Here is a 22,835-nt window from a genome sequence, read left to right as displayed (position 1 = left end):
TTGATTGTTATGGCCATATAAAAAGACCCTTTTGCATCATAACGGTTTTTATTCAAAAGGTATCGCGGTCTTGACTTAAGTATAAAAAAACAACATTTGGTAAATTTTACCCTAACCAGTCATCTTGATTTATAAGGCAAAAATAAAATTAATATATTGATTCACTTATCTTTTATACAAATAAAAACCATAAAATATTTTAATATTTATCATAAATTTATTTCATTATTGTCTAGCTACTAGGCTAATGAAATTTGATCTATTACAATCTTGTCACTTTTTCCTTGTCGGGCTGAATACTTTGAACAACGAGTCTTCACAACTTCAGCGTGGCTTAAAGAACCGCCATATTCAATTGATTGCCATGGGTGGAGCAATTGGTACAGGCTTATTCTTAGGTTCCGCGCAGGTCATCCAATCTGCTGGCCCTTCTATTATTTTGGGTTACGCCATTGGTGGTCTTATTGCATTTTTAATTATGCGCCAATTGGGGGAAATGATTGTTCATGAGCCCGTTGCAGGATCATTCAGTCACTTTGCCTATAAATATGCAGGTAAATTCCCTGGCTTTTTAGCAGGTTGGAACTACTGGATTTTGTATATTTTGGTGGCAATGGCAGAACTCACCGCAGTTGCCAAATATATTAACTACTGGTGGCCGCATATTCCTGCTTGGACTTCGGCACTGTTCTTTTTCATCGTGATTACCATTATTAACTTGGGCAATGTAAAGTTCTATGGTGAGTCAGAATTCTGGCTAGCAATCATTAAAGTCGCTGCTGTGGTTTCGATGATTGTGTTTGGTTTATATCTCTTACTTTCTGCAGATGCCAATTCAACCGCATCATTCAGCAACCTTTGGGCGCATGGGGGGTTCTTCCCGAATGGCTTTGAAGGTCTGTTCTTCATGCTTGCATTCCTCATGTTTGCCTTTGGCGGCATTGAGTTGATTGGTATGGCTGCCGCAGAAGCGCAAGATCCTGAAAAAACCATTCCTAAAGCCATTAACCAAGTGGTGTTCCGTATTCTAATTTTCTATATCGGTTCACTCACCATTCTATTGTCTTTAGTGCCTTGGAATCAGTTAGATTTAGGTGGTTTAGATAAAAGTCCATTCGTAATGATTTTTAGTCAAATGGGCATTGAATGGGCAGCGCACTTACTGAATTTCGTGATTTTGACTGCGGCACTTTCTGTGTATAACAGTGGGATGTATGCCAACAGCCGTATGCTGTTTGGTTTGGCCAAACAAGGCAACGCACCAAAGATTTTCCTGAAAGTGAATAAACAAGGTGTGCCAATTCCAGCAGTATTATTCTCTGCAGTATTAATTTTCGGCTGTGTATTATTGAACTACTTTATACCTGAAGAAGCTTTAAGCCACCTCATGTATATTGTTGTGGGTGCATTGGTTTTAAACTGGGCGATGATCAGTTTAACTCACCTCAAATTTACCAGCACACTGAAAAAATTAGCGATTCCAACCAAGTTCCCTGCGCTATGGTCACCATTGAGCAACTATTTGGTTTTAGCTTTTATTGCAGTGGTACTTTATATTATGTGGACTCAAGGCTTTAAAGAATCAGTCATTATGATTCCGGTATGGGTGGTCTTGATGTACATTTTATATAAAGTGCTTAATGCGAAAAAATCTTAATTTGTACAGGATATATTTTTAAAAACTAAAAAGTTATTGCTTAGGCAGTAACTTTTTTGCTTTTAAGTGCAACATCCTCTTTCGCCCCCTAAACAAAGCATTGCACTTAAAATAATTCAAATTCAAACCTATTCTGTTCAGTTGATATTTCAACTTTTTTGTAGCAAAAGCTACATCACTTACATTCTAAATGATGAAAAGACTCTACATGAGAAGAATTCTTAGTTATCATTTGAGCACAAAATTTGTCGTGTGAATGAACTATGAATGCGTACGCTGCTCAACCTGCCAATGTCTTAACGATCCAACAGCTCAGTAAAAAGTTTGGCTCGCGTTTTGCAGTGCAACAAGCAACATGGTCAGCGATGAGTGGACAAATTGTGTGTTTATTAGGTCATTCAGGCTGTGGCAAAACCACGATGCTACGTCTGATTGCAGGCTTGGAAACACCAAGCAGTGGTTCAATCCAACTTGAACAGAATACCTTGTGGAGTGAACAAGCACAGATTCCTGCAGAAGCGCGCAATATTGGTTTAGTGTTTCAGGATTACGCACTTTTCCCACATTTAAGTGTGTTAGACAATGTCATGTTTGGCTTAAAGAAATTTCCAAAAGCGCAGCGGGAAACTATTGCCAAACAAGCTTTAGCGCATGTTTCCATGTTGCATCATCAAGACAGCTATCCATATACACTTTCGGGCGGCGAACAACAACGCGTTGCCTTAGCACGTGCCTTAGCACCAGAACCGCAAGTTTTGTTGATGGATGAACCTTTTTCAAATTTGGATCATCGTCTGCGTGATCAAATTCGTCAAAATACCATTCAACTACTCAAGCAAACTGAAACGACTACGGTTATCGTGACACATGACCCAGAAGAAGCGTTGGAAATTGCCGATCAAATTATTTTGATGCATCAAGGTCAAATTATTCAAATTGGTTCACCGAAACAACTTTATTTACAGCCTAAAACCTTGTTTGCTGCACGTTATTTTTCAGCATTGAATGAAATCCCAGTGCAAATCAATCACCAAGAAATTCATACAGTATTTGGCAAAATTGATTTACCAGAACATACCACCGCTCAAGATTCACTGGTTTGCTGCTTCCGTCCGCATCAATTGCGTGTCAGCCAAACACCAAGTGAAAATGCATTGCCAGCAAGCATTGTGTCATCAAGTTTTATGGGTCATGCGCAACAACTGCGTCTAAAACTACGCGATCACGATCTCACTCTTTTGGCACAAGTCAGCCATCTTCAAGATATTCAGCCCGCTGAACAAATCTATGTTTCTGTCGATTTAAACAGCTGTTATTTCTTGGCGTCTGATGAACAATCATCCACTACCTTATCTTCTACTCAAGCTGCTGTTCAGGTTTAAATTTTTAATTAGGAATACTGCATGAAACCACTGTCTAAATTATCATTGCTTGTTACAGGTTTACTTGCATTTGGTGCAAGTGTCGCACAAGCAGCGGAAGTCAATTTATACACCACACGTGAACCTGTGCTGATTCAAACCCTATTAACCGAATTTACCCAAAAAACTGGGGTAAAAGTGAATACGGTTTTTATTAAAGATGGTTTATTAGAACGTGTGAAAGCAGAAGGCCGTCGCTCGCCTGCCGATGTGATGCTGACTGTAGATTTTGGGAACTTGGTTGATTTGGTTGAAAGTGGTCTAACTCAGCGCGTGAGTTCTAAAACCTTAAATAGTGCAATTCCTGCCAATTTACGTGCTGCCAATGGTCATTGGTATGCCTTGTCGATGCGTGCACGTGCCGTCTATGCCTCTAAAGACCGTACACCGCTTAATGCGATTACTTATGAAGATTTAGCCAATCCAAAATGGAAAAATAAAATCTGTATTCGCTCAGGCAACCATCCATATAACACTGCTTTAATTGCGGCTTATATTGCCCATCATGGTGAAAAACAAGCCGAAACTTGGTTGCGTGGTGTGAAAGCCAATTTAGCTCGCCCAGCCAGCGGTGGTGACCGTGATGTGGCACGTGATATTTTAGGTAAAATTTGTGATATTGGCGTTGCCAACACCTATTATGTCGGCACGATGCGTACAGGTGATGCGGAACAAAAGCGCTGGGGCAATGCGATTAATGTTGTGTTACCACGTTTTAAAAATGGTGGAACGCATGTAAACGTATCGGGTGCAGTGGTTTCTAAACATGCACCAAACCGTAAAGAAGCGGTACAGCTGCTCGAGTTTTTAGCCTCGGATCATGCGCAAGCCATCTATGCACAAAACGGCTTTGAATACCCTGTCAAACCTGGGGTAAAAATTGACCCGATTATTGCTAGTTTTGGCAAACTGAATATTGATTCAATTCGTTTAAGCGATATTGCACGTCACCGTAAAGCCGCCAACTTATTGGTCGATAAAGTCCAGTTTAACCGCTAAATTTTTTGCTTTTGTCTTATAGTGCAGCGCTTTGCACTGTAAGATGCTCAGCTGTTCCCTCCCCCTTATTTAGTACCTCTATTGCAATGCTTAAAAATAAATTTAATTTTTTATTTTCGCTCAGTGGGTTATTGACGCTACTCGCCTGTTTACCTGTGCTCGCTTTAATTTGGACAGCATTACAAGGTGATAGCGAAATTTGGGGGCATCTGCTGCGTTATGTAATTCCACACACGTTGGCAGAAACAGGGATTTTATTGTTGGGTGTGGGGATTCTCACCATCCTGATTGGTACAGGCAGCGCATGGATTGTAACAGCGTATCAATTCCGAGGTCGTGCATTTTTAGATTGGGCCTTACTGCTGCCTTTAGCCGTACCAACTTATATTATTGCGTATAGTTATATCGACATTTTGCACCCCATTGGCCCTGTGCAAAGTATCCTGCGGGATGGGTTTAATTTAGAATTACAACAGTTTTGGTTTCCTAATATTCGTACCGTGTGGGGCGGCATCTTCTTGCTTAGCTTTGTGCTGTATCCGTATGTGTATTTAAGCACCCGTGCAATGTTTCTGATGCAATCGGCCAGTTTAATTGAGGTTGCACGTACATTAGGATTAAAACCCGATCAAGTGTTTTTACGTGTTGCAATTCCACTGGCACGTCCTGCGATTGCTGTGGGTACTAGTCTAGTTTTAATGGAAACCATTAATGATATTGGTGCAACAGAATTTTTAGGCATTAAAACCTTAACTTTGTCGATTTATTCAACCTGGACTAATCAATCTGACTTGGCTGGCGCAGCGCAAATTGCCATTTTCATGTTGATGATCATTACCTTATTGGTTTTGGTGGAACGTTTAGGTCGACGTAAACAGCGCTATATGAACTCTGCACAACGCAGCCGTTTAATGCCTGCACAATCGGTCAAAGGTACTAAAGCACTTTTATTATTGGGTTTAGGTTTAATTCCTGTCTGTATTGGCTTTTTAATTCCAACCAGTCATTTATTGGTCGAATCCTATAAACGTATTCAATATGCAGGGTTCTCAGATTATCTGATCCAAGCATCCATCAACACACTGACGCTTGCCAGTATTGCCACCATCGTCACCATTTTGATTGGCTTCTTTATTGTTAGTGCTGCACGTTTTAGCAAACATAACTGGTTTAGCCGCATTTCTAGCTTAGGTTATGCCATTCCAGGAACCGTTTTAGCGATTGGTCTCATGCTGGCTTTGGGTAAAATTGATCATACCATTGCCGACTTTTTAGAATTTAAATTAGGGATACACACAGGTTTATTATTCCTCGGCACCAGTTTTACCCTTATTTATGCTTATGCTGTGCGTTTTTTAGCTATTTCAGTAGGTGGCATTGAGTCAGGCTATAACCGTATTCATGGTGTTTTTGATGATGCTGCACGTAATTTAGGACAAAACAGCTTTGCGATTTTATGGCGTGTGCACTTGCCATTATTGCGTCCTGCCATTATTTCTGCAGCTTTATTAATTTTTGTAGACTGCATGAAAGAGCTGCCAGCAACTTTATTGCTCCGTCCTCTAAATATGGAAACACTCGCTACCCAATTGTATGCAGAAGCTTCTAGAGGAACCTATGAAGATGGTGCTGTGGCTGCCTTGCTAATTGTATTGGTCGGTCTTATTCCTGTTATTTTATTGGCAAAGCTTGGAAAAACCACACGTTGATCTGTCCCATTGTTGCTAAATATGCAGAGCAACAATGGGTTTTAGAATAAAAATAGTATTTTTTTTAACCAATCAAAAACACCCTACCAAATGCGAATTTATTAATTTTATTTCTTATTTATCAAATACTAATAGATAAAAAACACCTCTTTATTAGAACAAATACTCTATTTGGTTTAATTTTTATACTGAATAGTTTTTTCTAGAGCATTTACTCTTATTTTAATTGTGATATTTTTGTCACATGGAGTAACAAATGGTCTCGGTGAATACAAGCCGAAATCATCCTAGATGAAAGCTTAAAGCATCAACAAAAACTGTCATAAAAGACTTTATAGCCCAAGGGAAATGTATAATGAAATTAAAAGCACTAAGCACAGCAATGATTTTAGCAACTGTACCAATGACAGGTGCTTTTGCTGCAGCTCTAGATCGTTCTGGTCAATCTATTGCTGCGTTCTTACAACCGGGTAACTATTTTGAAGCAGGTATTTCTGTATTAGATCCAAATGTTTCTGGTAAAGAAGCAGGCACAAGTGATACTCGTCGTAGTATTGGAGATATGGCAGGCGATTATTATTTCCCTAGCGCAGCCCTAAAACTTCAACCAACAAAAAACTTCTCATTTGGTATTTTATACGATCAACCATATGGTGCTGATGCTGCTTATACTGGTAACAATGTTTTCGTTTCAGATGCGACCAATACAATTCTAGCACCTGAAGCTTTGGCTGGGATTCGTCAAACCACCATTGATACACAAGTTGCAGCAAATCTTCCTGGAGCATTAGCTCAAAATCTACAAGCAGGCATAGATAGTACTGTTTCAGCCCAAGCTGCTGGACTTGTTGCAAGTGGTGCAGCCCCTACCCAAGCAATTGCAGAGTCAGTAATTCGTAGTAATACTGCTGCGATGACAACGATTGAAAATGGCGTTACAGCTGCAATCACTCAAAATGTTCAAAATGCGGTGACTCAAGCAGTTGATGCTGGTTTGGCTAACGTAAATGACCTATTAGGAACAGGAAATACTAGCGTAGAAGTTGATACACAAAACCTTTCTTTTATTGCTGGTTTCCAACCTACTGAAAATTGGAATATTTATGGTGGTGCCGTTTACCAAACCATTAAAGGTAATGTAGCACTTCGTGGTCAAGCATATAGCCTATTCAATGGTTATGATGCATCAATCCCTGAAGATAGTGCAATGGGCTGGTTAGCTGGGGTTTCATACCAAATTCCTGAAATTGCCTTAAAAGCATCTTTGACATATCGTTCAGAAATTGATCACGACGTTAATGTGCGCGAAACATTACCAACTCTTGAAGCATTAGCATTACTGCCGAATGGTGCGGCAGCAGCAGGTGCTATCGCAACTTCAGAAGGTAAAACTACAATTACCACACCACAGTCTGTAAATTTAGATTTCCAAACTGGAATCATGGCAAATACTGTGGCATTTGCAAACTTACGTTGGGTAGAGTGGTCTAAGTTCTCTATCCGTCCACATAAATTTGGTCTTGTAAGTGAGGCTGTAGGTCCTCTAGTTCAACGTCCTAATGGCTTTAATCTAGTTGAATATGAAGATGACCAAATTTCTGCAACTGTAGGTGTTGGTCGCAAATTAAATGACCAATGGGCTGGCAACGTATCTGTAGGTTGGGATTCTGGCGCAGGTAACCCTGTATCAACTCTTGGTCCTACTGAAGGTTATTGGAACGTGGGTCTAGGGGTTCAATACTCACCTGCACCAAACTACTTTATTGCAGGTGGTGTAAAATACTTCATGTTGGGTGATGCTAAAGCCCAAACAGGTGCTCAAGCAGGCGGTTCTGATTATGTTGCAGAGTTTGAAGACAACGATGCATGGGCATACGGCTTAAAAATTGGTTACCGCTTCTAATTAATTATTTCCAAATCTAAAAAAACCCATCCTTCGGGATGGTTTTTTTGCACTTAAAACTACTCGTTTTTATACAAGTGTTAACTAATGTTTAAATTTAAAGCAATTAAACTCATATTTACCCAAACATCACCCTAATAAATTATTTAATAAAATTCATTTACTTAAGACTTTAAAATAGTACTTTTACTCTAATCAACTGCTATTTATAACTTATTCAGTTCATTTATTCTGCGAAATTGAGCATTTACTCTTTTTTCAAATGTGTTACTTTTCCTGCACTTTTTGTTACATAAAGCATCAGGGAACGACCATGAAGCTCAATAGAATTTATTCGGCTATTTTACTTAGCACTCTCCCACTTACACCTGCGCTTGCTGCTGGTTTAGACCGTTCCGGTCAATCTATTGCTGCATTTTTACAACCGGGTAATTATGCAGAAGCAGGTATTTCTATTTTAGATCCAAATGTATCTGGTCAAGACAAAGATAAACACCAAGCAGATGACATGGCAGGTGATTATTACTTCCCACACGCTGCATTAAAAGTTCAAGCAACTAACAAAGTGTCGATTGGTTTAATTTACGATCAACCTTTTGGCGCCGATGCTGAATATTTTGGGAACAATAATTTTGTTGAAAGTAGACCTGTACCATTTCAAGGCAGTACTTCTGTTGTGGTTGATACCCAAAATTTAAACCTGTTAGTGGGTTATCAACCTAATGAAAATTGGAATCTATATGCTGGTGCTGTATATCAGACAGTAGATGGTACTGTTATTTTACGTGGTACTGCATATTCAGCCTTTAATGGTTATGATTTTAAAACAGGTGAAGATGAGTCTGTGGGTTGGTTAGCGGGTGTTGCTTATCAAATCCCTGAAATCGCACTTAAAGCTTCTGTTACTTACCGCTCTGAAATTGAGCATGAAATGACTGCTTATGAAAACTTTGGTGCAATAGGATTTACCCAAATCCCTACACTAGATGCAACTATGACGCAAATTAGTTCTACTACAGGTAAAACACAACTAACAACACCACAATCTGTCAATCTAGATTTCCAAACGGGAATTATGGCGAACACCGTTGCATTTGCAAACCTTCGCTGGGTGGACTGGTCAAATTTTAAAGTACAACCATACAAATTTGGCAAGCTTACTCAAATATTAGGCCAAGCTGGTTATGTACCCACCAAACCCAATGGATTTAACCTTATTGACTATAAAGATGACCAAATTTCTGCAACTGTTGGTGTAGGACGTAAGTTCAATGATCGTTGGGGTGGTAATGTATCTGTAGGCTGGGATTCTGGTGCCGGCAACCCTGTTACGACCTTAGGTCCAACTGAAGGCTACTGGAGTGTGGGTACAGGTGTTCGCTACTCACCTACCGAAAATTATTTCATTGGTGCAGGATTTAAATACTTCTGGTTAGGTGATGCTGATGCCGTCACAGGTGCACACACGGAAGCAGGCAAGTTTGAAAATAATTACGCTGTTGCATATGGATTAAATATTGGCTACCGCTTCTAAATCAATGCACTGTTAATATTGCATAAAAACAAAGGGCATCAAATGATGCCCTTTGTTGTACTCAGCTTCAGATTAAGCTGGAATATCACGTACCGAAGCACCACGAATTGCTTCTTTTAATGCTTCATAACCATGAATTGCAGGGAATTGTGGGAATTCTGCAATCACATTTTCAGGTGCATCAAATAAGAAACCATGATCCGCTTCACCTAGCATCGTGGTGTCGTTATATGAATCACCTGCAGCAATTACACGGAAATTTAAACCGTGTAAGGCTTTAACAGCCTGACGTTTTTGATCAGGTTGACGCAATTTATAAGCGGTAATCATGCCATTTTCATCTGATTCTAACTTGTGGCAGAAAATTGTTGGCCAACCCAATTGCTTCATCAACGGATGTGCAAATTCATAGAACGTATCTGAAAGAATAATCAATTGGAAGTGTGTGCTCACCCACTCGACAAACTCTTTCGCGCCAGGAAATGGCCCCATATCCGCAATCACGGCCTGAATATCATTTAAGCCTAAGCCATGCTGCTTTAAAATATTTAAACGCTGAGTCATCAACACATCGTAGTCTGGAATATCACGTGTAGTTGCTTCTAGTTCTTTAATTCCAGTTTTTTTAGCAAAGTTGATCCAAATTTCTGGAACTAACACACCTTCAAGATCAAGACATACGATTTCCATGGGTTCTCCCAAAATACCTGTAAAAATTTTTCCCTATCATAGCCGAAGATTTGTTATTTGCCTTGTTCTTTTTTAAATCTATTTCATTCATAAGCATTTATTTTTTAGTGATAAGACCTTTTTAGGAATTCCATTAAAATAATCCGCTCAAGAACAAAGATTAGCCCTCAAGCCGACTGCAGGAAGACTTATGCACACCATTCCCACCATAGACATTGTTGATGCACTCGCGACTGAATATGCCGATAAATCACCGAGTGACATTTTAAAACTTGCCTTAAGTCAGCAAGGCGAAGTCGCGATTTCATTTTCAGGTGCGGAGGATGTAGTGCTGATTGATATGGCATCCAATTTAGGTGTGCCATTTCGTGTATTTAGTTTAGATACAGGACGTTTGCATCCTGAAACCTATCAATTTTTAGAAACTGTACGCAAATATTATAATATTGAGATCGAAATTTGCTTTCCTGAAACTGAAGCAGTGCAACAATTGGTTCAAGAAAAAGGTTTATTTAGTTTTTTTGAAGATGGACATCAGGAATGTTGCGGAATTCGTAAAGTTCAGCCTTTACGCAAAAAGCTGGCAACACTAGATGGCTGGATTACAGGACAACGTAAAGACCAAAGTCCGGGTACACGCCAAGATATTCCTGTCGTACAAGCAGATGCAGGATTTTCAGGTCCAGATAAACAATTAATCAAATACAATCCACTGGCAAACTGGTCAAGTAGTGACGTGTGGAATTACATTCGCATGATGGAAATTCCATACAATCGTTTGCATGAAAAAGGTTTTATTTCAATTGGCTGTGAACCTTGCACCCGCCCTGTTCTTCCGAACCAACATGAACGCGAAGGGCGTTGGTGGTGGGAAGAAGCAACGCACAAAGAATGCGGTCTACATGCTGGAAATTTAAAATAACACATCTATTACTACAATAAAAATCACAGTTTTACTGTGATTTTTATTGACTTGCGATGGCGCAAAAATCACTATATTTGTTTGATAAAAAAGATATACTGAATTAAATCTTATATAACTCTAAAAACCTTGTTCAGATAAGAACAAGCGTAGAAATTGCAGTGAGGCAATCCACAATATGCGTCCATTACACCCTATTGATTTTATTTTCCTATCACTCGAAAAACGTCAACAGCCCATGCATGTGGGTGGATTATTCTTATTCCAAATTCCAGAACATGCGCCAGACACTTTTATTCAAGACTTGGTTGCCGATATTCGCAATTCAAAGTCGATGCCTATTGCACCATTTAACAATAAGCTCAATGGTCTATTTTGGGATGAAGATGAAGAGTTCGATCTCGATCATCACTTCCGTCATATTGCCTTGCCAAAACCAGGTCGCATTCGTGAATTATTAACGTATATTTCACAAGAACACAGTTCACTGATTGATCGCGCCAAACCTTTATGGACTTGCCATATTATTGAAGGTATTGAAGATAATCGTTTTGCGATGTTCTTTAAAATTCATCATGCTATGGTAGATGGCATTGCAGGCATGCGTTTGGTGGAAAAATCCCTATCGCATGACGAAAATGCAAAAAGAATTGTACCGCCTTGGTGTGTGGAAGGCCCACGTGCTAAACGTCTGAAAGAACCGAAAGTCAGCCGTTTAAAGAAAATTTTTGGTGGGGTTAAAGGTCATGTTGAAGCAACCCCTCGCGCAGTTTATGAAGTATCACAAACCGTTGCTAAAGATATGGGACGTAACCCCGATTATGTTTCTAGCTTCCAAGCACCAAGCACCATCTTAAACCAACGTGTGAGCGCCTCACGTCGTTTTGCCGCGCAATCTTTTGAGTTTGCACGTTTGCATCGCATTGCTAAAGCTTTGGGCGTAACCATTAATGATGTGGTACTGGCAATTTGCTCAGGCGCATTGCGTGAGTACTTACTCAGCCAATATGCTTTACCGAAAAAACCTTTAATTGCGATGGTGCCTGCCTCTATTCGTGATGACGATTCTGAAGTATCTAATCGAATCACCATGATTTTAGCCAACTTGGGTACGCACAAAGAAGATCCGCTTGAGCGTTTAAAAATTGTGCGCCGCAGTGTACAAAATGCCAAGCAGCGTTTTAAGCGCATGAATGCCAATCAAATTATGAACTATAGTGCTTTTGTTTACGGCGCTGCTGGTTTAAATATTTTGTCAGGCATTATGCCAAAGCGTCAGGCCTTTAACTTGGTGATTTCCAATGTACCTGGCCCACGTGAACCTTTGTATTGGAATGGTGCAAAGCTAGATGCACTATACCCTGCTTCAATCGTGTTAGATGGACAAGCTTTAAACATTACCATGACCAGCTATTTAGACAAATTAGAAGTTGGTTTAACTGCTTGTCGTCATGCCTTACCGAAAATGCAAAACTTATTGCAACACTTGGAAGATGAAATTCAGCGTTTTGAACAGATTATTGATGCGCCTGAAGGGGTCAATAAAATCGTGGATTGATACGTCAATCCATCAGAAAAATAATTCAATAGAATCAATTAAGGGGCAATTGCTGCCCCTTATTTTTGAATAGTACGACACTGTTTTAATAATTGCTGACAAACCGCGCTAACCATTGCGGTGGTAATTTGAGTTTCTTTACCTTGCTCATCCACAATATAACCATTATGTGTCACTTTACGATCTAATACTTTTAAACTCTTTTGAATCACAACTTTACTCATACCCATGGCATACCTCATTTGCTAAACCGAGGGAGATGTTCGGCTTTGGCTACTCTGTATGCTTAGTATTGAGAATTCGCTCAAAAAAGTAAAATTTCAGATGTAACAACTGTTTAGCGATATCCTGTTACAATTTCAACTCAGAATGATATCGTATTGCTCTTGCGTATATAAATTTTCCACCTGAAATTTAATCACACGGCTAACAAAGTGCTCTAAATCCGCCACTGCTGGCGCTTCGGCAGTTAACAATCGGTCAATCACCGATGGGTGCGCAACGACAGTAAAGCCACGTTGTGATTCGAATGCGCGTGCATATCTTAAAATTTCTCGAAAAATTTCGTAACATACTGACTCTGCTGTTTTGACATATCCCCGCCCCTGACAAGTTGGACAGGCTTCACAAAGTAAATGTTCTAATGATTCACGGGTGCGTTTACGGGTCATCTCGACCAAGCCCAATTCAGACACTTGGGTAATTTTGGTCTTGGCATGATCTCGTTCAAGCATTCGCTCAAACTGACTCAAGACTTCATCACGATGCTGTACTTCTTGCATATCAATGAAGTCAATAATGATGATGCCACCCAAATTACGCAAACGTAACTGGCGGGCAATGACCTGTGTCGCTTCCATATTGGTTTTAAATACGGTGTCTTCTAAAGTCCGACCACCGACATAAGAACCCGTATTCACATCAATGGTGGTCATGGCTTCGGTCTGATCAATCATCAGATAACCGCCTGACTTTAATGCCACACGGGTTTGCAACGCTTTTTGAATATCTTCTTCGACATTGTATAAATCGAACAGTGGACGCTCACCTGGGTAATGAATCAGGCGATTGTGCATATTGGGCACAAACTCATCCACAAATTCTTTTAACTTGGCGTGAATTTCACGTGAATCGACATAAATTTTAGCAGTGTTATCATTTGCCAAATCACGAATTACACGTTGCGGTAACGGCAACTCTTCAAAAATCAAAGAAGGCACAGCAATACTTTTTTGTTTACGCTGAATGTATTCCCACAGTTTAGCCAAGTAACACATATCTTGCATTAAGGCCGCTTCATCGACGCCCTCCGCTGCTGTGCGTACAATCACTGAACCTGGCAGTTTATGCTCGGCCTGAATGGTTTCAATGATGCCACGCAGGCGCTCACGCTCTTCACTCGATTCAATACGTTGTGATACGCCAATATGACTACCGTACGGCATTAACACTAAATAACGCGAAGGAATGGAAAGATCAGTACTCAGTCGTGCACCTTTAGTACCGAGCATATCTTTCATAACTTGCACGGTCAGAATTTGCCCAGGCTGCAATAATTCAAAGACATTCGGTGTAGGTTGGCTGCGCGGCCAAATCATGTCATTGATATGTAAAAAAGCAGTACGCGATAAGCCAATATCGACAAAAGCGGCTTGCATGCCTGGCAGCACGCGCACCACTTTGCCTTTATAAATATTGCCCACCAAACCACGCTTGGCTGTACGCTCAACGAATAGTTCATTGACCGTGCCGTTTTGAATTAACGCCACCCGACACTCCATCGGTGTGACGTTAATCAACAACTCGTCAGACATAATAAAACTCAAAACATTATAAAAATTTTTGTGCAGCAGTTAATTTAGTGCCTTAACTGTCTGTAATAACTGTACGGTTTCATAGAGTGGCAGGCCGACAACATTGCTATAACTGCCCTCAATACGCGGAATATAACGTGCTGCGATGCCCTGAATCGCATAAGCACCCGCTTTTCCAATCGGCTCACCTGTTGCCCAGTAGCTTTCCATATCATCTAGGCTAAGCGATTGAAATTCAACCTGTGTACGTACCACTATACTGGATTTTTTCTGTTTTGTACGCACACAAACCCCTGAAAAAACATCGTGTTTTCGACCAGAAAGTTGCGACCAAATGGCAAAGGCATGTGCTTTGGATTCTGGCTTGCCCAAAATCTGCCCATCTACGCCTAGACTGGTATCGGCAGCAATCACAATAGCATCAGGAAATAGCCGTAAAACCGCATCGGCTTTGGCACATGCCAACCGCTCAACATACGCGGCAACATCTTCGCCCGCTAAAATAGATTCATCGATGTCTGGACTGTAAATTTCAAATTCCAGCCCAAGCTGTTGCAGGAGTTCCCGACGGCGCGGTGAACTTGAGGCAAGAATTAAATGCGCCATTTTCGCAAGAAATAATACAGCACAGGCCAGAGCAAAATACTACTCAGCAAAGGTTGCCAATGACGGGCAAATGGGAACTGAATCCCACCCATGACTTGCATCACCCAAATCAGGGCGAGGTGAGCCAAAATTGCGATTACACTAATGACCCATAAATTCGCAAACGTCATAATACGGCGCTCACGAGTCAGGAAACGCGCCACAAAAGTAATCACCACAAAACTCAAGGCATTCATGCCCAAAGGTGCATCGAGGAGCAAGTCTGCAAACAAGCCTGTACCAAAGGCAAACCAAATACCACACCAAGTTGGTTGCCCAAGCACCCAAAACAAGGTCACCATCAACATAAACAATGGTCGCCAACCCGAGCCTGTATAAGACAGCGGATACACCATGACTACAGATGCAGCAATTACAGAAAAAATAATCGGAAATAGTGGATCTTTATTCTTGTTTTGTCCGAGTCGGGTTTGTCCAATTTTAGCGATTGGCATTTGGCTGCTCCTTCGCTAAAGATTCTGAGAACAGCACCACCACATGATGACCACCCGCCAATTGTGCTGCAGGCATCACATCAATTTGTGCAAACTCACCAGAATTATGTCGGCTGATTTTGGCAATGCTTCCAACCAAATATCCTGCAGGGAAATGCTCGCCCAAGCCTGAGCTATAGACTTTCTCTCCAACCTGAATATTGGCACTGGTCGGTACATATTCCATTTTCAAACGCCCTAAATCGCCCGTACCCGACACAATGGCTCGCATGCCTGTATGTTCCAAACGCACTGAAAGTGAGTGTTCTTTGTCAGAAAGCAACATGACACGGCTACTGTGTGGATACACAGCAATGATCTGCCCCATAATGCCTTTATCATCCAAAACGGTTTGCCCGACTTTGAGCTGCTTTTGTGAACCACGGTTAATCACAATAATGTGGCGCAAAGGATCGGCATCGGTACCAATTACTTCAGCAATTTCCATGCGTCCATCAATGATTAGAGGCGTATCGAGTAGACCACGCAGGCGGGTATTTTCTGCAGAGAGTTCAGACAATTTTTGCAAACGGACTTGAGCCTGTAATAGCTCTGCCTGCATCGCGGTATTTTCACGACGCAATTGAGCCTCAGACTTACTTTGTTGACTTAGCCATTCTCGCGACAATACAGGATAGCTTGCAAGGGCATAAATTGGATTATATGCCGCATACAAAACATCACGTGCAGGTTGAATTACATGCGGGACACGCCAGTTAAAGAACAGGATGACCAAGCAAGTAATGACCGCAATTATAAAAGAGCGAAAAGATGGCGGTTGTCTGGAAAACAGATTTGTTTGCACCGCCGAATCCTATGTATTAGCCAACAAATAACATATCGTGGTTTGGATTATCAAAGAATTCCAAGACCTTGCCACCACCACGGGTAACGCAAGTTAATGGTTCTTCTGCGACTACCACAGGCAAGCCAGTTTCTTGTGCCAAAAGCTTGTCTAGGTTACGCAATAACGCACCGCCACCGGTGAGCACAATTCCACGCTCTGCAATATCGGAAGAAAGTTCTGGTGGAGTTTGTTCCAGTGCAGATTTTACTGCCGATACAATGCTTTGTAACGGATCAGAAATGGCTTGGGTAATTTCATCAGAAGTTACAGTAATGGCACGTGGCACACCTTCTGCCAAGTTACGACCACGCACTTCAATTTCCAGTGGTTTAGCACCTTCATCTGGCAATGCCATGCCAACTTCTTTCTTAATGGTTTCTGCTGTGGTTTCACCAATCACACAACCATGTGCCTTACGCACGTAGTTAATGATTTGCTCATCAAATACATCACCACCAATACGCAATGAATCTGAATAAACACAACCTTGTAATGAAATGATCGCGATTTCTGTCGTGCCACCGCCAACATCTACCACCATTGAACCACAGGCTTGCTCGACTGGCATACCTGCGCCAATTGCTGCTGCCATTGGCTCTTCAATTAAACGTACATCACGTGCGCCTGCGTTAAACACGGCTTCACGAATGGCACGGCGCTCTACCAAAGTAGATTTGCATGGTACACACACCACTACACGCGGTGCAGGTGGGAATAAACGTTTTTCATGCACTTTGCCAATAAATTGGTTCAGCATGGTTTCAGTCACTTCAAAATCAGCGATGACACCATCTTTCATTGGGCGAATTGCAGAAATGTTTGCAGGGGTACGACCCAACATTTGTTTGGCATCAAGACCGACTGCGGCAACAATTTTCTGTGAACCGCTGTGACGAATTGCCACAACTGTCGGTTCATTTAATATAATGCCTCGTCCTGGCGCATAAATAAGTGTATTTGCTGTACCTAAATCAATGGCTAGGTCTGGCGAAAACAAGCCAATTAGTCGTTTTAGAATCACGGAGTCGTTCTCGATTAAACTTTATGTGGACGCAAGTTGGCAACTTTAACTAAATGTGGTGCGTTGAACAAGTCAATCGCTTATTATAACGCACGATATTTTGAAATTTTTTATTAATACTGATTTTAGGTGATGTTATGTCTACCTCGGATGCTCAGCATTCTGCAGATTTAAATGCACAAACAGTTTCAGCAATTGCCCATCTTGCTCGTCTTAAACTCAATGATACGCAATCTGCTGAGTATGCTCAAAGTCTAAATAAAATTTTAGGCATGATGGAAAGCTTAAAAGGCATAAATACCGATGACGTTGAGCCTTTAAAAAGCCCATTTGACCACCCTCAACCATTACGTGAAGACGTCGTAACCGAACAGAATCATCGTGAGCAATATCAAGCTGTTGCCCCTGCAGTTCAGGATGGCTTGTACCTTGTTCCACGTGTGATTGAATAATTTATTCGGCTGTTACATTTTTGACTTCATAAAAAGGTAAAAGAATTTTTCTCATGACAGATTTACATCGCTTATCGATTCGTGAAATCTCTGAGGGTTTAGCGGCAGCCAAATTCTCCTCTCGCGAACTAACAGAACATTATTTAAAACGTATTGCCAAAATTGATCCGCAAGTGCGCTCTTATGTCACCGTGACCAATGAAGTAGCACTGGCACAGGCGGATGCAGCCGATGCATTACGTCAGGCGGGTCAAGCGACAGCACTGACAGGTATTCCTGTTGCACATAAGGATATTTTTTGTACCCAAGGCATTAAAACCTCTGCGGGTTCAAAAATGCTGGACAATTTTATCTCGCCTTATGACGCAACTGTGGTGGCACAAGGTAAAAATGCAGGTTTGGTCACTTTAGGTAAAGTGAACATGGACGAATTCGCAATGGGTTCAACCTCTGAAAGTTCGTTCTATGGCGCGACTAAAAACCCATGGGCACTTGACCATGTACCAGGTGGTTCATCAGGTGGTTCGGCTGCGGTCGTAGCGGCTGATCTTGCACCATTTGCTACAGGTACAGATACAGGCGGTTCAATCCGTCAGCCTGCATCTTTCTGTGGTTTGACTGGTCTAAAACCAACTTACGGACGTGTTTCACGTTACGGCATCATTGCTTATGCATCATCTTTAGATCAGGCAGGTCCAATGGCACGCTCTGCAGAAGACTGCGCATATTTAATGAATGTGATGGCAGGTCATGACGCCAAAGACTCAACCTCTATGGATAAAGCGGTTGAAGATTATGTCGCGAACCTGAATGCAACAACGCTCAAAGGCTTACGCATTGGTATTCCGAAACAATATTTCAATGTGGCAGGTTTAGATGCTGCGGTGAAAGCACGTGTTGAAGAATCACTGAAAAAATTAGAAGAATTGGGCGCAGTATTGGTTGAGATTGATCTCAACATGACTGAAAGCTACGTGCCAACTTACTATCTAATTGCCCCTGCAGAAGCATCGTCTAACCTTTCTCGTTACGATGGTGTGCGTTATGGCTACCGCGCAGAAAATCCTCAAGATATTTTAGACCTCTACAAACGCTCGCGTTCTGAAGGTTTTGGTGCAGAAGTGCAACGTCGTATCTTGATTGGTACGTATGCTCTTTCTGCGGGTTATTACGATGCTTACTACGTGAAAGCACAAAAAGTCCGTCGTTTAATTCAGCAAGACTTCTTAAAAGCCTTTGAACAGGTCGATGTGATTGCAGCACCAACTGCACCAACAACTGCCTACAAAATTGGCGCGTCTTTAGACCCTGTTGAAATGTATTTGGGTGATATTTACACCATCGCAGTGAACTTAGCGGGCTTACCAGCAATTAGTGCGCCTGTTGGTTTTGACCAAGATCACTTGCCTGTGGGTTTACAATTGATTGGCAATTACTGGTCTGAATCACAATTGTTATCTGTGGTACATCAGTATCAACAAGCGACAGATTGGCATACTCAACGCGCTGCAATTGCTGAGGAGAACGCATAATGGCGAAGAATACTGCTAAACCCAAATCAAACCTGATTGATGGCTGGGAAGTCGTAATTGGTATTGAGATTCACACTCAGCTTGCAACCAATTCTAAAATTTTCTCGGGCTCATCAACCGAATTTGGTCAAGACCCAAATACGCAAGCCAGCCTTGTTGATTTAGCTATGCCGGGCGTACTGCCTGTTTTAAATAAAGAAGTGGTGGATTTGGCAATCCGTTTTGGTTTAGGTATTGATGCCTACATCGACCAAGCCTCTGTATTTGCACGTAAAAACTACTTCTACCCGGATTCTCCAAAAGGCTACCAGATCAGCCAGATGGATAACCCGATTGTAGGCTTGGGTCATATCGACATCCAACTTGAAGATGGCACAACCAAACGCATTGGCGTAACCCGTGCACACCTTGAGGAAGATGCAGGTAAATCGATTCACGACCAATTTGAAGGCATGTCAGGTATTGACTTAAACCGTGCAGGCACACCTTTATTGGAAATAGTATCTGAGCCAGATATGCGTTCGGTTGAAGAAGCGGTTGCTTACATTAAAGCGATTCACACACTGGTTCGTTGGTTAGGTATTTCTGACGGCAACATGGCTGAAGGTTCGTTCCGTGCGGACTGTAACGTGTCGTTACGTCGTCCGGGTCAACCCTTCGGTACACGTTGTGAACTTAAAAACCTGAACTCATTCCGTTTCATTGAACAAGCGATCAATGTTGAAATTGAACGTCAAATGGAAATCTTGGAATGGGATGGCACCATTGACCAAGAAACACGTTTGTTCGACCCTGTGAAGATGGAAACGCGTTCAATGCGTTCGAAGGAAGAAGCCAACGACTACCGTTACTTCCCTGATCCAGATTTGTTGCCTGTGATCATTGCTGACGAACAAATTGAAACCATTAAAGCAACCATGCCTGAGCTTCCTGCTGCACGTCGTGCGCGTTTCGTGGCGGACTTTGGTGTGACTGAGTACGATGCTCACGTGCTTACACTAACTCGTGAAATGTCAGAATTTTACGAAGCTGTAGTTGCTGCGGCTGGTGGTGCGGCACAAGGTAAGATTGCTGCAAACTGGGTAATGGGTGAATTCTCAGGTGCACTCAATAAAGCAGGTTTAGATTTGGCAGACTCACCTGTATCTGCCGAGAAACTTGGCGGTATGATCGCACGTATTGTAGACAACACCATTAGCGGTAAGATTGCAAAACAAGTGTTCGGCTTTATGTGGGATGAAGGCAAAACTGCAGACGAAATTATTGCGGAAAAAGGCTTGAAACAGGAAACTGATACAGGTGCGATTGAAGCAATTATTAAGGAAGTGCTTGCTGCCAACGAAAAAATGGTTGAAGAATATAAGTCTGGTAAAGACAAAGCCTTCAACGGTTTAGTCGGTCAAGTGATGAAAGCATCTAAGGGTAAAGCCAACCCTGCTCAAGTGAATGAATTAATGAAGAAATTGATTGGATAATTTATTCGATAATTAATTGATTTTATGTTATAAAAACCTCGCTTAATGCGGGGTTTTTATTCCATAAATAGGCTAATTAAATCTCTATATTTATTCTGAAGTCATATAAGATGAGCAAACAATCTAATAATTTAGAAGTTGAAGAATTCAAAGCCATAGAAAGGAAAATTAAAATTTCACTCTTTATAGGTTTCGCTCTTATTTGTATTGTATTAATAACATATTTTTCAAATTTTCATGGCTCCTGGTCAAAAACTGATTCGACTTGGGGAACCTTTGGAGATTTCATTGGGGGGACATTAAACCCAATTCTTGCCGCATTAGGTTTTTACTGGCTTACTGCTTCTATAAGACTACAATTGAAAGAGCTAAGAGATACTAGAGAAGTACTTAAAGAAACTGCTATTCATCAAGAAAAATTAGCAGAATTAGAAAATATTAATGTAGAAACTCAAAAGAAATTATTTGAAATACAGCAATCAACATTAGAAAAACAAATCATAACCTCTAAATCACAACAAGAACAAATTTCTTTGCAAAACTTTGAAAACATTTTTTTTCAGTTGCTGAAAACTAAAAAAGAAAGTATCGATAGCATATATTATGAATCTCCAAGCTTTAAAGAAAAAAAGATTTTTACAGGCCAAAATGCAATCAAACAATTAACACAAAAGTTACAATGTCAATCAGACTCAATATCCACATACTATAACCATGAACTTACTGAATATTTTTCCTCATATTTTAGAATTATTTATGAAACAATAAAAACATGTGATGATTTCATTAATCGAACTGAAAATATAAACAACTTTAAATACATTAATATTTTAGGTGCAACTTTAACTATAAATGAACTTAAAATTTTATTTTTTTATTGCTTGATAGACAACGAAATTAAAAAAATTGCTGAAAAATATAGTTTATTCAAAAGTCTTTCTATCGACAATTTAAACATGAATGAAAATTGGGAATTGAATCATATGTTGACTTCTCATGCGTATGAGTTTTCGCCACAAACTTTTGCTAATAATAAACAATGGCTTAAATATTTCACAGATCTAGAAAAAATTTCTTTAAATTCAGATCCTGAAAATATAACTAAGCGCTTACAGCTAATATATCAATTTAATTTTCATAAACACAAAGAACTTGGACACACAGCTCTATACAAATTCCAGACCTTAAATGAAATGAATAGCGATATTCAAGAAAAAATTAAAGCCATTAAAGCTAAAATTGCAGATTTTTCCCATAGCATCCAAAATAAAAACATTAATGAAGATGATGCTGAAAAAATGACAGACTATTTAGATGACATGCAATTGTTGCAACAATTAAATAGTATAGAATTGGATGAATCTCTATATTACCTATTAATATATCGTATTGATTACAAAAGTTTTATAAATCATCAACATAAAACCAACCTATGACTTTCAAAAAAGTATCCTCCATCGCCAAACTCGAAGACTTAGGACGCATCAAACTCTCCAAGTCCTTTTTTATGCGTGACTTTATGTATAGCGAAATCGCCAATTGGTACGGTGTACCCAACTTCCCCGATCATCCTAAAAAAGCCATCTACACAGGTACACTACTGTGCGAGCAACTGCTCGAACCACTCCAAGAAAAATTTGGACGAATTGCGATTCGCTCGGCGTATCGCTCACCAAGCGTAAACCAACTTGGTAATGAAAAAGGACATAACTGCGCCAGTAACGAGAAAAACTTTGCCAGTCACATTTGGGACTATCCCGATGCAAAAGGTTATGGGGCAACGGCGTGTATTGTCATTCCATCATTTTTAGCACTGTATGAAAAAGATCAAGTCAATTGGCAACAACTCGCCTATTGGATTCATAATAATTTGAATTACAACCATCTACAATTTTTCCCAAAACTTTGTGCATTTAATATTGGCTGGCATGAACAGCCTGCACGAGAAATTTATAGTTATATTCAGCCCAAAGGCTATTTATTACGTGGTGAGGCGATAAATAAAGAATTTGAGCAGTTTTATCCTGATCTTATTTAGTTTTACCTTTTAAATTACCCCTCCCCCTTGCGCAGCAGTACTGCTCATCCAAGTGGGAGAAGGAGCTTCCATTACAAATTAAATGCCATCAAAACTTTAATATTGGAAAGGTCTTTAAAACAAG

20 protein-coding genes are annotated in these 22,835 nt (G+C 40.6%); 13 read left to right on the top strand and 7 right to left on the bottom strand.

Annotated features, from left to right (window positions below; all coding sequences use genetic code 11):
• Window positions 1-301: 301 nt before the first annotated feature.
• From F947_RS10675 to F947_RS10650, 6 genes are all read left to right on the top strand, one after another.
• Entirely contained in the window at window positions 302-1,657 is a 1,356-nt protein-coding gene (locus tag F947_RS10675) for an amino acid permease (RefSeq protein WP_026438337.1), read from the top strand.
• Between the two features lie 263 nt (window positions 1,658-1,920).
• A complete protein-coding gene (locus F947_RS10670) occupies window positions 1,921-3,039 on the top strand; it encodes an ABC transporter ATP-binding protein (protein ID WP_004975436.1) in 1,119 nt (372 codons plus the stop codon).
• 21 nt (window positions 3,040-3,060) lie between these two features.
• Entirely contained in the window at window positions 3,061-4,077 is a 1,017-nt protein-coding gene (locus F947_RS10665) for an extracellular solute-binding protein (RefSeq protein ID WP_004975434.1), read from the top strand.
• A gap of 86 nt (window positions 4,078-4,163) precedes the next feature.
• The gene (locus F947_RS10660) at window positions 4,164-5,786 is read left to right on the top strand and encodes an ABC transporter permease (RefSeq protein WP_004975432.1); all 1,623 of its coding nucleotides are present in this window, start codon (window positions 4,164-4,166) and stop codon (window positions 5,784-5,786) included.
• A gap of 355 nt (window positions 5,787-6,141) precedes the next feature.
• Entirely contained in the window at window positions 6,142-7,689 is a 1,548-nt protein-coding gene (locus tag F947_RS10655) for an outer membrane protein transport protein (protein ID WP_004975430.1), read from the top strand.
• A gap of 313 nt (window positions 7,690-8,002) precedes the next feature.
• On the top strand, window positions 8,003-9,223 hold the full coding sequence (locus F947_RS10650) for an OmpP1/FadL family transporter (protein ID WP_004975428.1): 1,221 nt from the start codon (window positions 8,003-8,005) through the stop codon (window positions 9,221-9,223).
• Window positions 9,224-9,295: 72 nt separating this feature from the next.
• On the opposite strand, the gene thrH is transcribed toward F947_RS10650, so the two are convergent.
• Window positions 9,296-9,913, bottom strand: coding sequence for a bifunctional phosphoserine phosphatase/homoserine phosphotransferase ThrH (thrH, locus tag F947_RS10645; protein WP_004975426.1), 618 nt, complete (start codon window positions 9,911-9,913; stop codon window positions 9,296-9,298).
• A 190-nt stretch (window positions 9,914-10,103) separates the two neighbouring features.
• Between thrH and F947_RS10640 the strand changes: the two genes are divergently transcribed.
• Both F947_RS10640 and F947_RS10635 read left to right on the top strand, forming a co-directional pair.
• Entirely contained in the window at window positions 10,104-10,835 is a 732-nt protein-coding gene (locus F947_RS10640) for a phosphoadenylyl-sulfate reductase (protein WP_004975422.1), read from the top strand.
• Between the two features lie 178 nt (window positions 10,836-11,013).
• Window positions 11,014-12,393, top strand: a complete 1,380-nt coding sequence (locus F947_RS10635) for a WS/DGAT/MGAT family O-acyltransferase (RefSeq protein WP_004975420.1) — start codon at window positions 11,014-11,016, stop codon at window positions 12,391-12,393.
• Between the two features lie 59 nt (window positions 12,394-12,452).
• On the opposite strand, the gene F947_RS14745 is transcribed toward F947_RS10635, so the two are convergent.
• The 6 genes from F947_RS14745 to F947_RS10610 form a co-directional block, all read right to left on the bottom strand.
• Window positions 12,453-12,623 carry a PA1571 family protein gene (locus F947_RS14745; RefSeq protein ID WP_004975418.1) on the bottom strand — a complete coding sequence of 57 codons (171 nt, stop codon included), beginning with the start codon at window positions 12,621-12,623 and terminating at the stop codon, window positions 12,453-12,455.
• 129 nt (window positions 12,624-12,752) lie between these two features.
• Window positions 12,753-14,207: a ribonuclease G gene (rng, locus tag F947_RS10630; protein ID WP_004975416.1), complete on the bottom strand. Its 1,455-nt coding sequence runs from the start codon at window positions 14,205-14,207 to the stop codon at window positions 12,753-12,755.
• A 39-nt stretch (window positions 14,208-14,246) separates the two neighbouring features.
• Window positions 14,247-14,813, bottom strand: coding sequence for a Maf-like protein (locus tag F947_RS10625; protein WP_004975413.1), 567 nt, complete (start codon window positions 14,811-14,813; stop codon window positions 14,247-14,249).
• A complete protein-coding gene (gene mreD / locus F947_RS10620) occupies window positions 14,801-15,307 on the bottom strand; it encodes a rod shape-determining protein MreD (protein WP_004975411.1) in 507 nt (168 codons plus the stop codon). Before mreD ends, F947_RS10625 begins: the two co-directional genes overlap by 13 nt.
• The gene (gene mreC, locus F947_RS10615) at window positions 15,294-16,151 is read right to left on the bottom strand and encodes a rod shape-determining protein MreC (RefSeq protein ID WP_004975409.1); all 858 of its coding nucleotides are present in this window, start codon (window positions 16,149-16,151) and stop codon (window positions 15,294-15,296) included. Before mreC ends, mreD begins: the two co-directional genes overlap by 14 nt.
• Before the next feature lie 16 nt (window positions 16,152-16,167).
• Entirely contained in the window at window positions 16,168-17,214 is a 1,047-nt protein-coding gene (locus tag F947_RS10610; RefSeq protein WP_004975408.1) for a rod shape-determining protein, read from the bottom strand.
• A gap of 137 nt (window positions 17,215-17,351) precedes the next feature.
• On the opposite strand from F947_RS10610, the gene gatC reads away from it, so the two are divergent.
• The 5 genes from gatC (at window position 17,352) to F947_RS10585 (ending at window position 22,711) form a co-directional block, all read left to right on the top strand.
• Entirely contained in the window at window positions 17,352-17,666 is a 315-nt protein-coding gene (gene gatC, locus F947_RS10605; RefSeq protein ID WP_004975405.1) for an Asp-tRNA(Asn)/Glu-tRNA(Gln) amidotransferase subunit GatC, read from the top strand.
• Window positions 17,667-17,719: 53 nt separating this feature from the next.
• A complete protein-coding gene (gene gatA, locus F947_RS10600; protein ID WP_004975402.1) occupies window positions 17,720-19,198 on the top strand; it encodes an Asp-tRNA(Asn)/Glu-tRNA(Gln) amidotransferase subunit GatA in 1,479 nt (492 codons plus the stop codon).
• Window positions 19,198-20,673 (top strand): Asp-tRNA(Asn)/Glu-tRNA(Gln) amidotransferase subunit GatB, encoded by a 1,476-nt coding sequence (gene gatB, locus F947_RS10595; RefSeq protein ID WP_004975401.1) that lies wholly within the window; start codon window positions 19,198-19,200, stop codon window positions 20,671-20,673. The genes gatA and gatB overlap by 1 nt, the downstream gene beginning before the upstream one ends.
• 110 nt (window positions 20,674-20,783) lie before the next feature.
• Window positions 20,784-22,109: a putative phage abortive infection protein gene (locus tag F947_RS14060; RefSeq protein ID WP_004975398.1), complete on the top strand. Its 1,326-nt coding sequence runs from the start codon at window positions 20,784-20,786 to the stop codon at window positions 22,107-22,109.
• Complete coding sequence (locus tag F947_RS10585; protein WP_004975396.1) at window positions 22,106-22,711, top strand: hypothetical protein; 606 nt, start codon at window positions 22,106-22,108, stop codon at window positions 22,709-22,711. Before F947_RS14060 ends, F947_RS10585 begins: the two co-directional genes overlap by 4 nt.
• Window positions 22,712-22,835 lie beyond the last annotated feature (124 nt).

Origin of the sequence: Acinetobacter towneri DSM 14962 = CIP 107472 (assembly GCF_000368785.1) — a bacterium.
GTDB classification, from domain to species: Bacteria; Pseudomonadota; Gammaproteobacteria; order Pseudomonadales; family Moraxellaceae; genus Acinetobacter; species Acinetobacter towneri.
This window is presented reverse-complemented; position numbering and strand designations above follow the sequence as displayed.

What these genes read in the sequence shown, in the direction of transcription:
- F947_RS10670 (WP_004975436.1), top strand. Translation starts at nt 1,921, where the DNA reads ATGAATGCGTACGCTGCTCAACCTGCCAATGTCTTAACGATCCAACAG.
- F947_RS10665 (WP_004975434.1), top strand. Translation starts at nt 3,061, where the DNA reads ATGAAACCACTGTCTAAATTATCATTGCTTGTTACAGGTTTACTTGCA.
- F947_RS10660 (WP_004975432.1), top strand. Translation starts at nt 4,164, where the DNA reads ATGCTTAAAAATAAATTTAATTTTTTATTTTCGCTCAGTGGGTTATTG.
- F947_RS10655 (WP_004975430.1), top strand. Translation starts at nt 6,142, where the DNA reads ATGAAATTAAAAGCACTAAGCACAGCAATGATTTTAGCAACTGTACCA.
- F947_RS10650 (WP_004975428.1), top strand. Translation starts at nt 8,003, where the DNA reads ATGAAGCTCAATAGAATTTATTCGGCTATTTTACTTAGCACTCTCCCA.
- thrH (WP_004975426.1), bottom strand. Translation starts at nt 9,913, where the DNA reads ATGGAAATCGTATGTCTTGATCTTGAAGGTGTGTTAGTTCCAGAAATT.
- F947_RS10640 (WP_004975422.1), top strand. Translation starts at nt 10,104, where the DNA reads ATGCACACCATTCCCACCATAGACATTGTTGATGCACTCGCGACTGAA.
- F947_RS10635 (WP_004975420.1), top strand. Translation starts at nt 11,014, where the DNA reads ATGCGTCCATTACACCCTATTGATTTTATTTTCCTATCACTCGAAAAA.
- F947_RS14745 (WP_004975418.1), bottom strand. Translation starts at nt 12,623, where the DNA reads ATGGGTATGAGTAAAGTTGTGATTCAAAAGAGTTTAAAAGTATTAGAT.
- rng (WP_004975416.1), bottom strand. Translation starts at nt 14,207, where the DNA reads ATGTCTGACGAGTTGTTGATTAACGTCACACCGATGGAGTGTCGGGTG.
- F947_RS10625 (WP_004975413.1), bottom strand. Translation starts at nt 14,813, where the DNA reads ATGGCGCATTTAATTCTTGCCTCAAGTTCACCGCGCCGTCGGGAACTC.
- mreD (WP_004975411.1), bottom strand. Translation starts at nt 15,307, where the DNA reads ATGCCAATCGCTAAAATTGGACAAACCCGACTCGGACAAAACAAGAAT.
- gatC (WP_004975405.1), top strand. Translation starts at nt 17,352, where the DNA reads ATGTCTACCTCGGATGCTCAGCATTCTGCAGATTTAAATGCACAAACA.
- gatA (WP_004975402.1), top strand. Translation starts at nt 17,720, where the DNA reads ATGACAGATTTACATCGCTTATCGATTCGTGAAATCTCTGAGGGTTTA.
- gatB (WP_004975401.1), top strand. Translation starts at nt 19,198, where the DNA reads ATGGCGAAGAATACTGCTAAACCCAAATCAAACCTGATTGATGGCTGG.
- F947_RS14060 (WP_004975398.1), top strand. Translation starts at nt 20,784, where the DNA reads ATGAGCAAACAATCTAATAATTTAGAAGTTGAAGAATTCAAAGCCATA.
- F947_RS10585 (WP_004975396.1), top strand. Translation starts at nt 22,106, where the DNA reads ATGACTTTCAAAAAAGTATCCTCCATCGCCAAACTCGAAGACTTAGGA.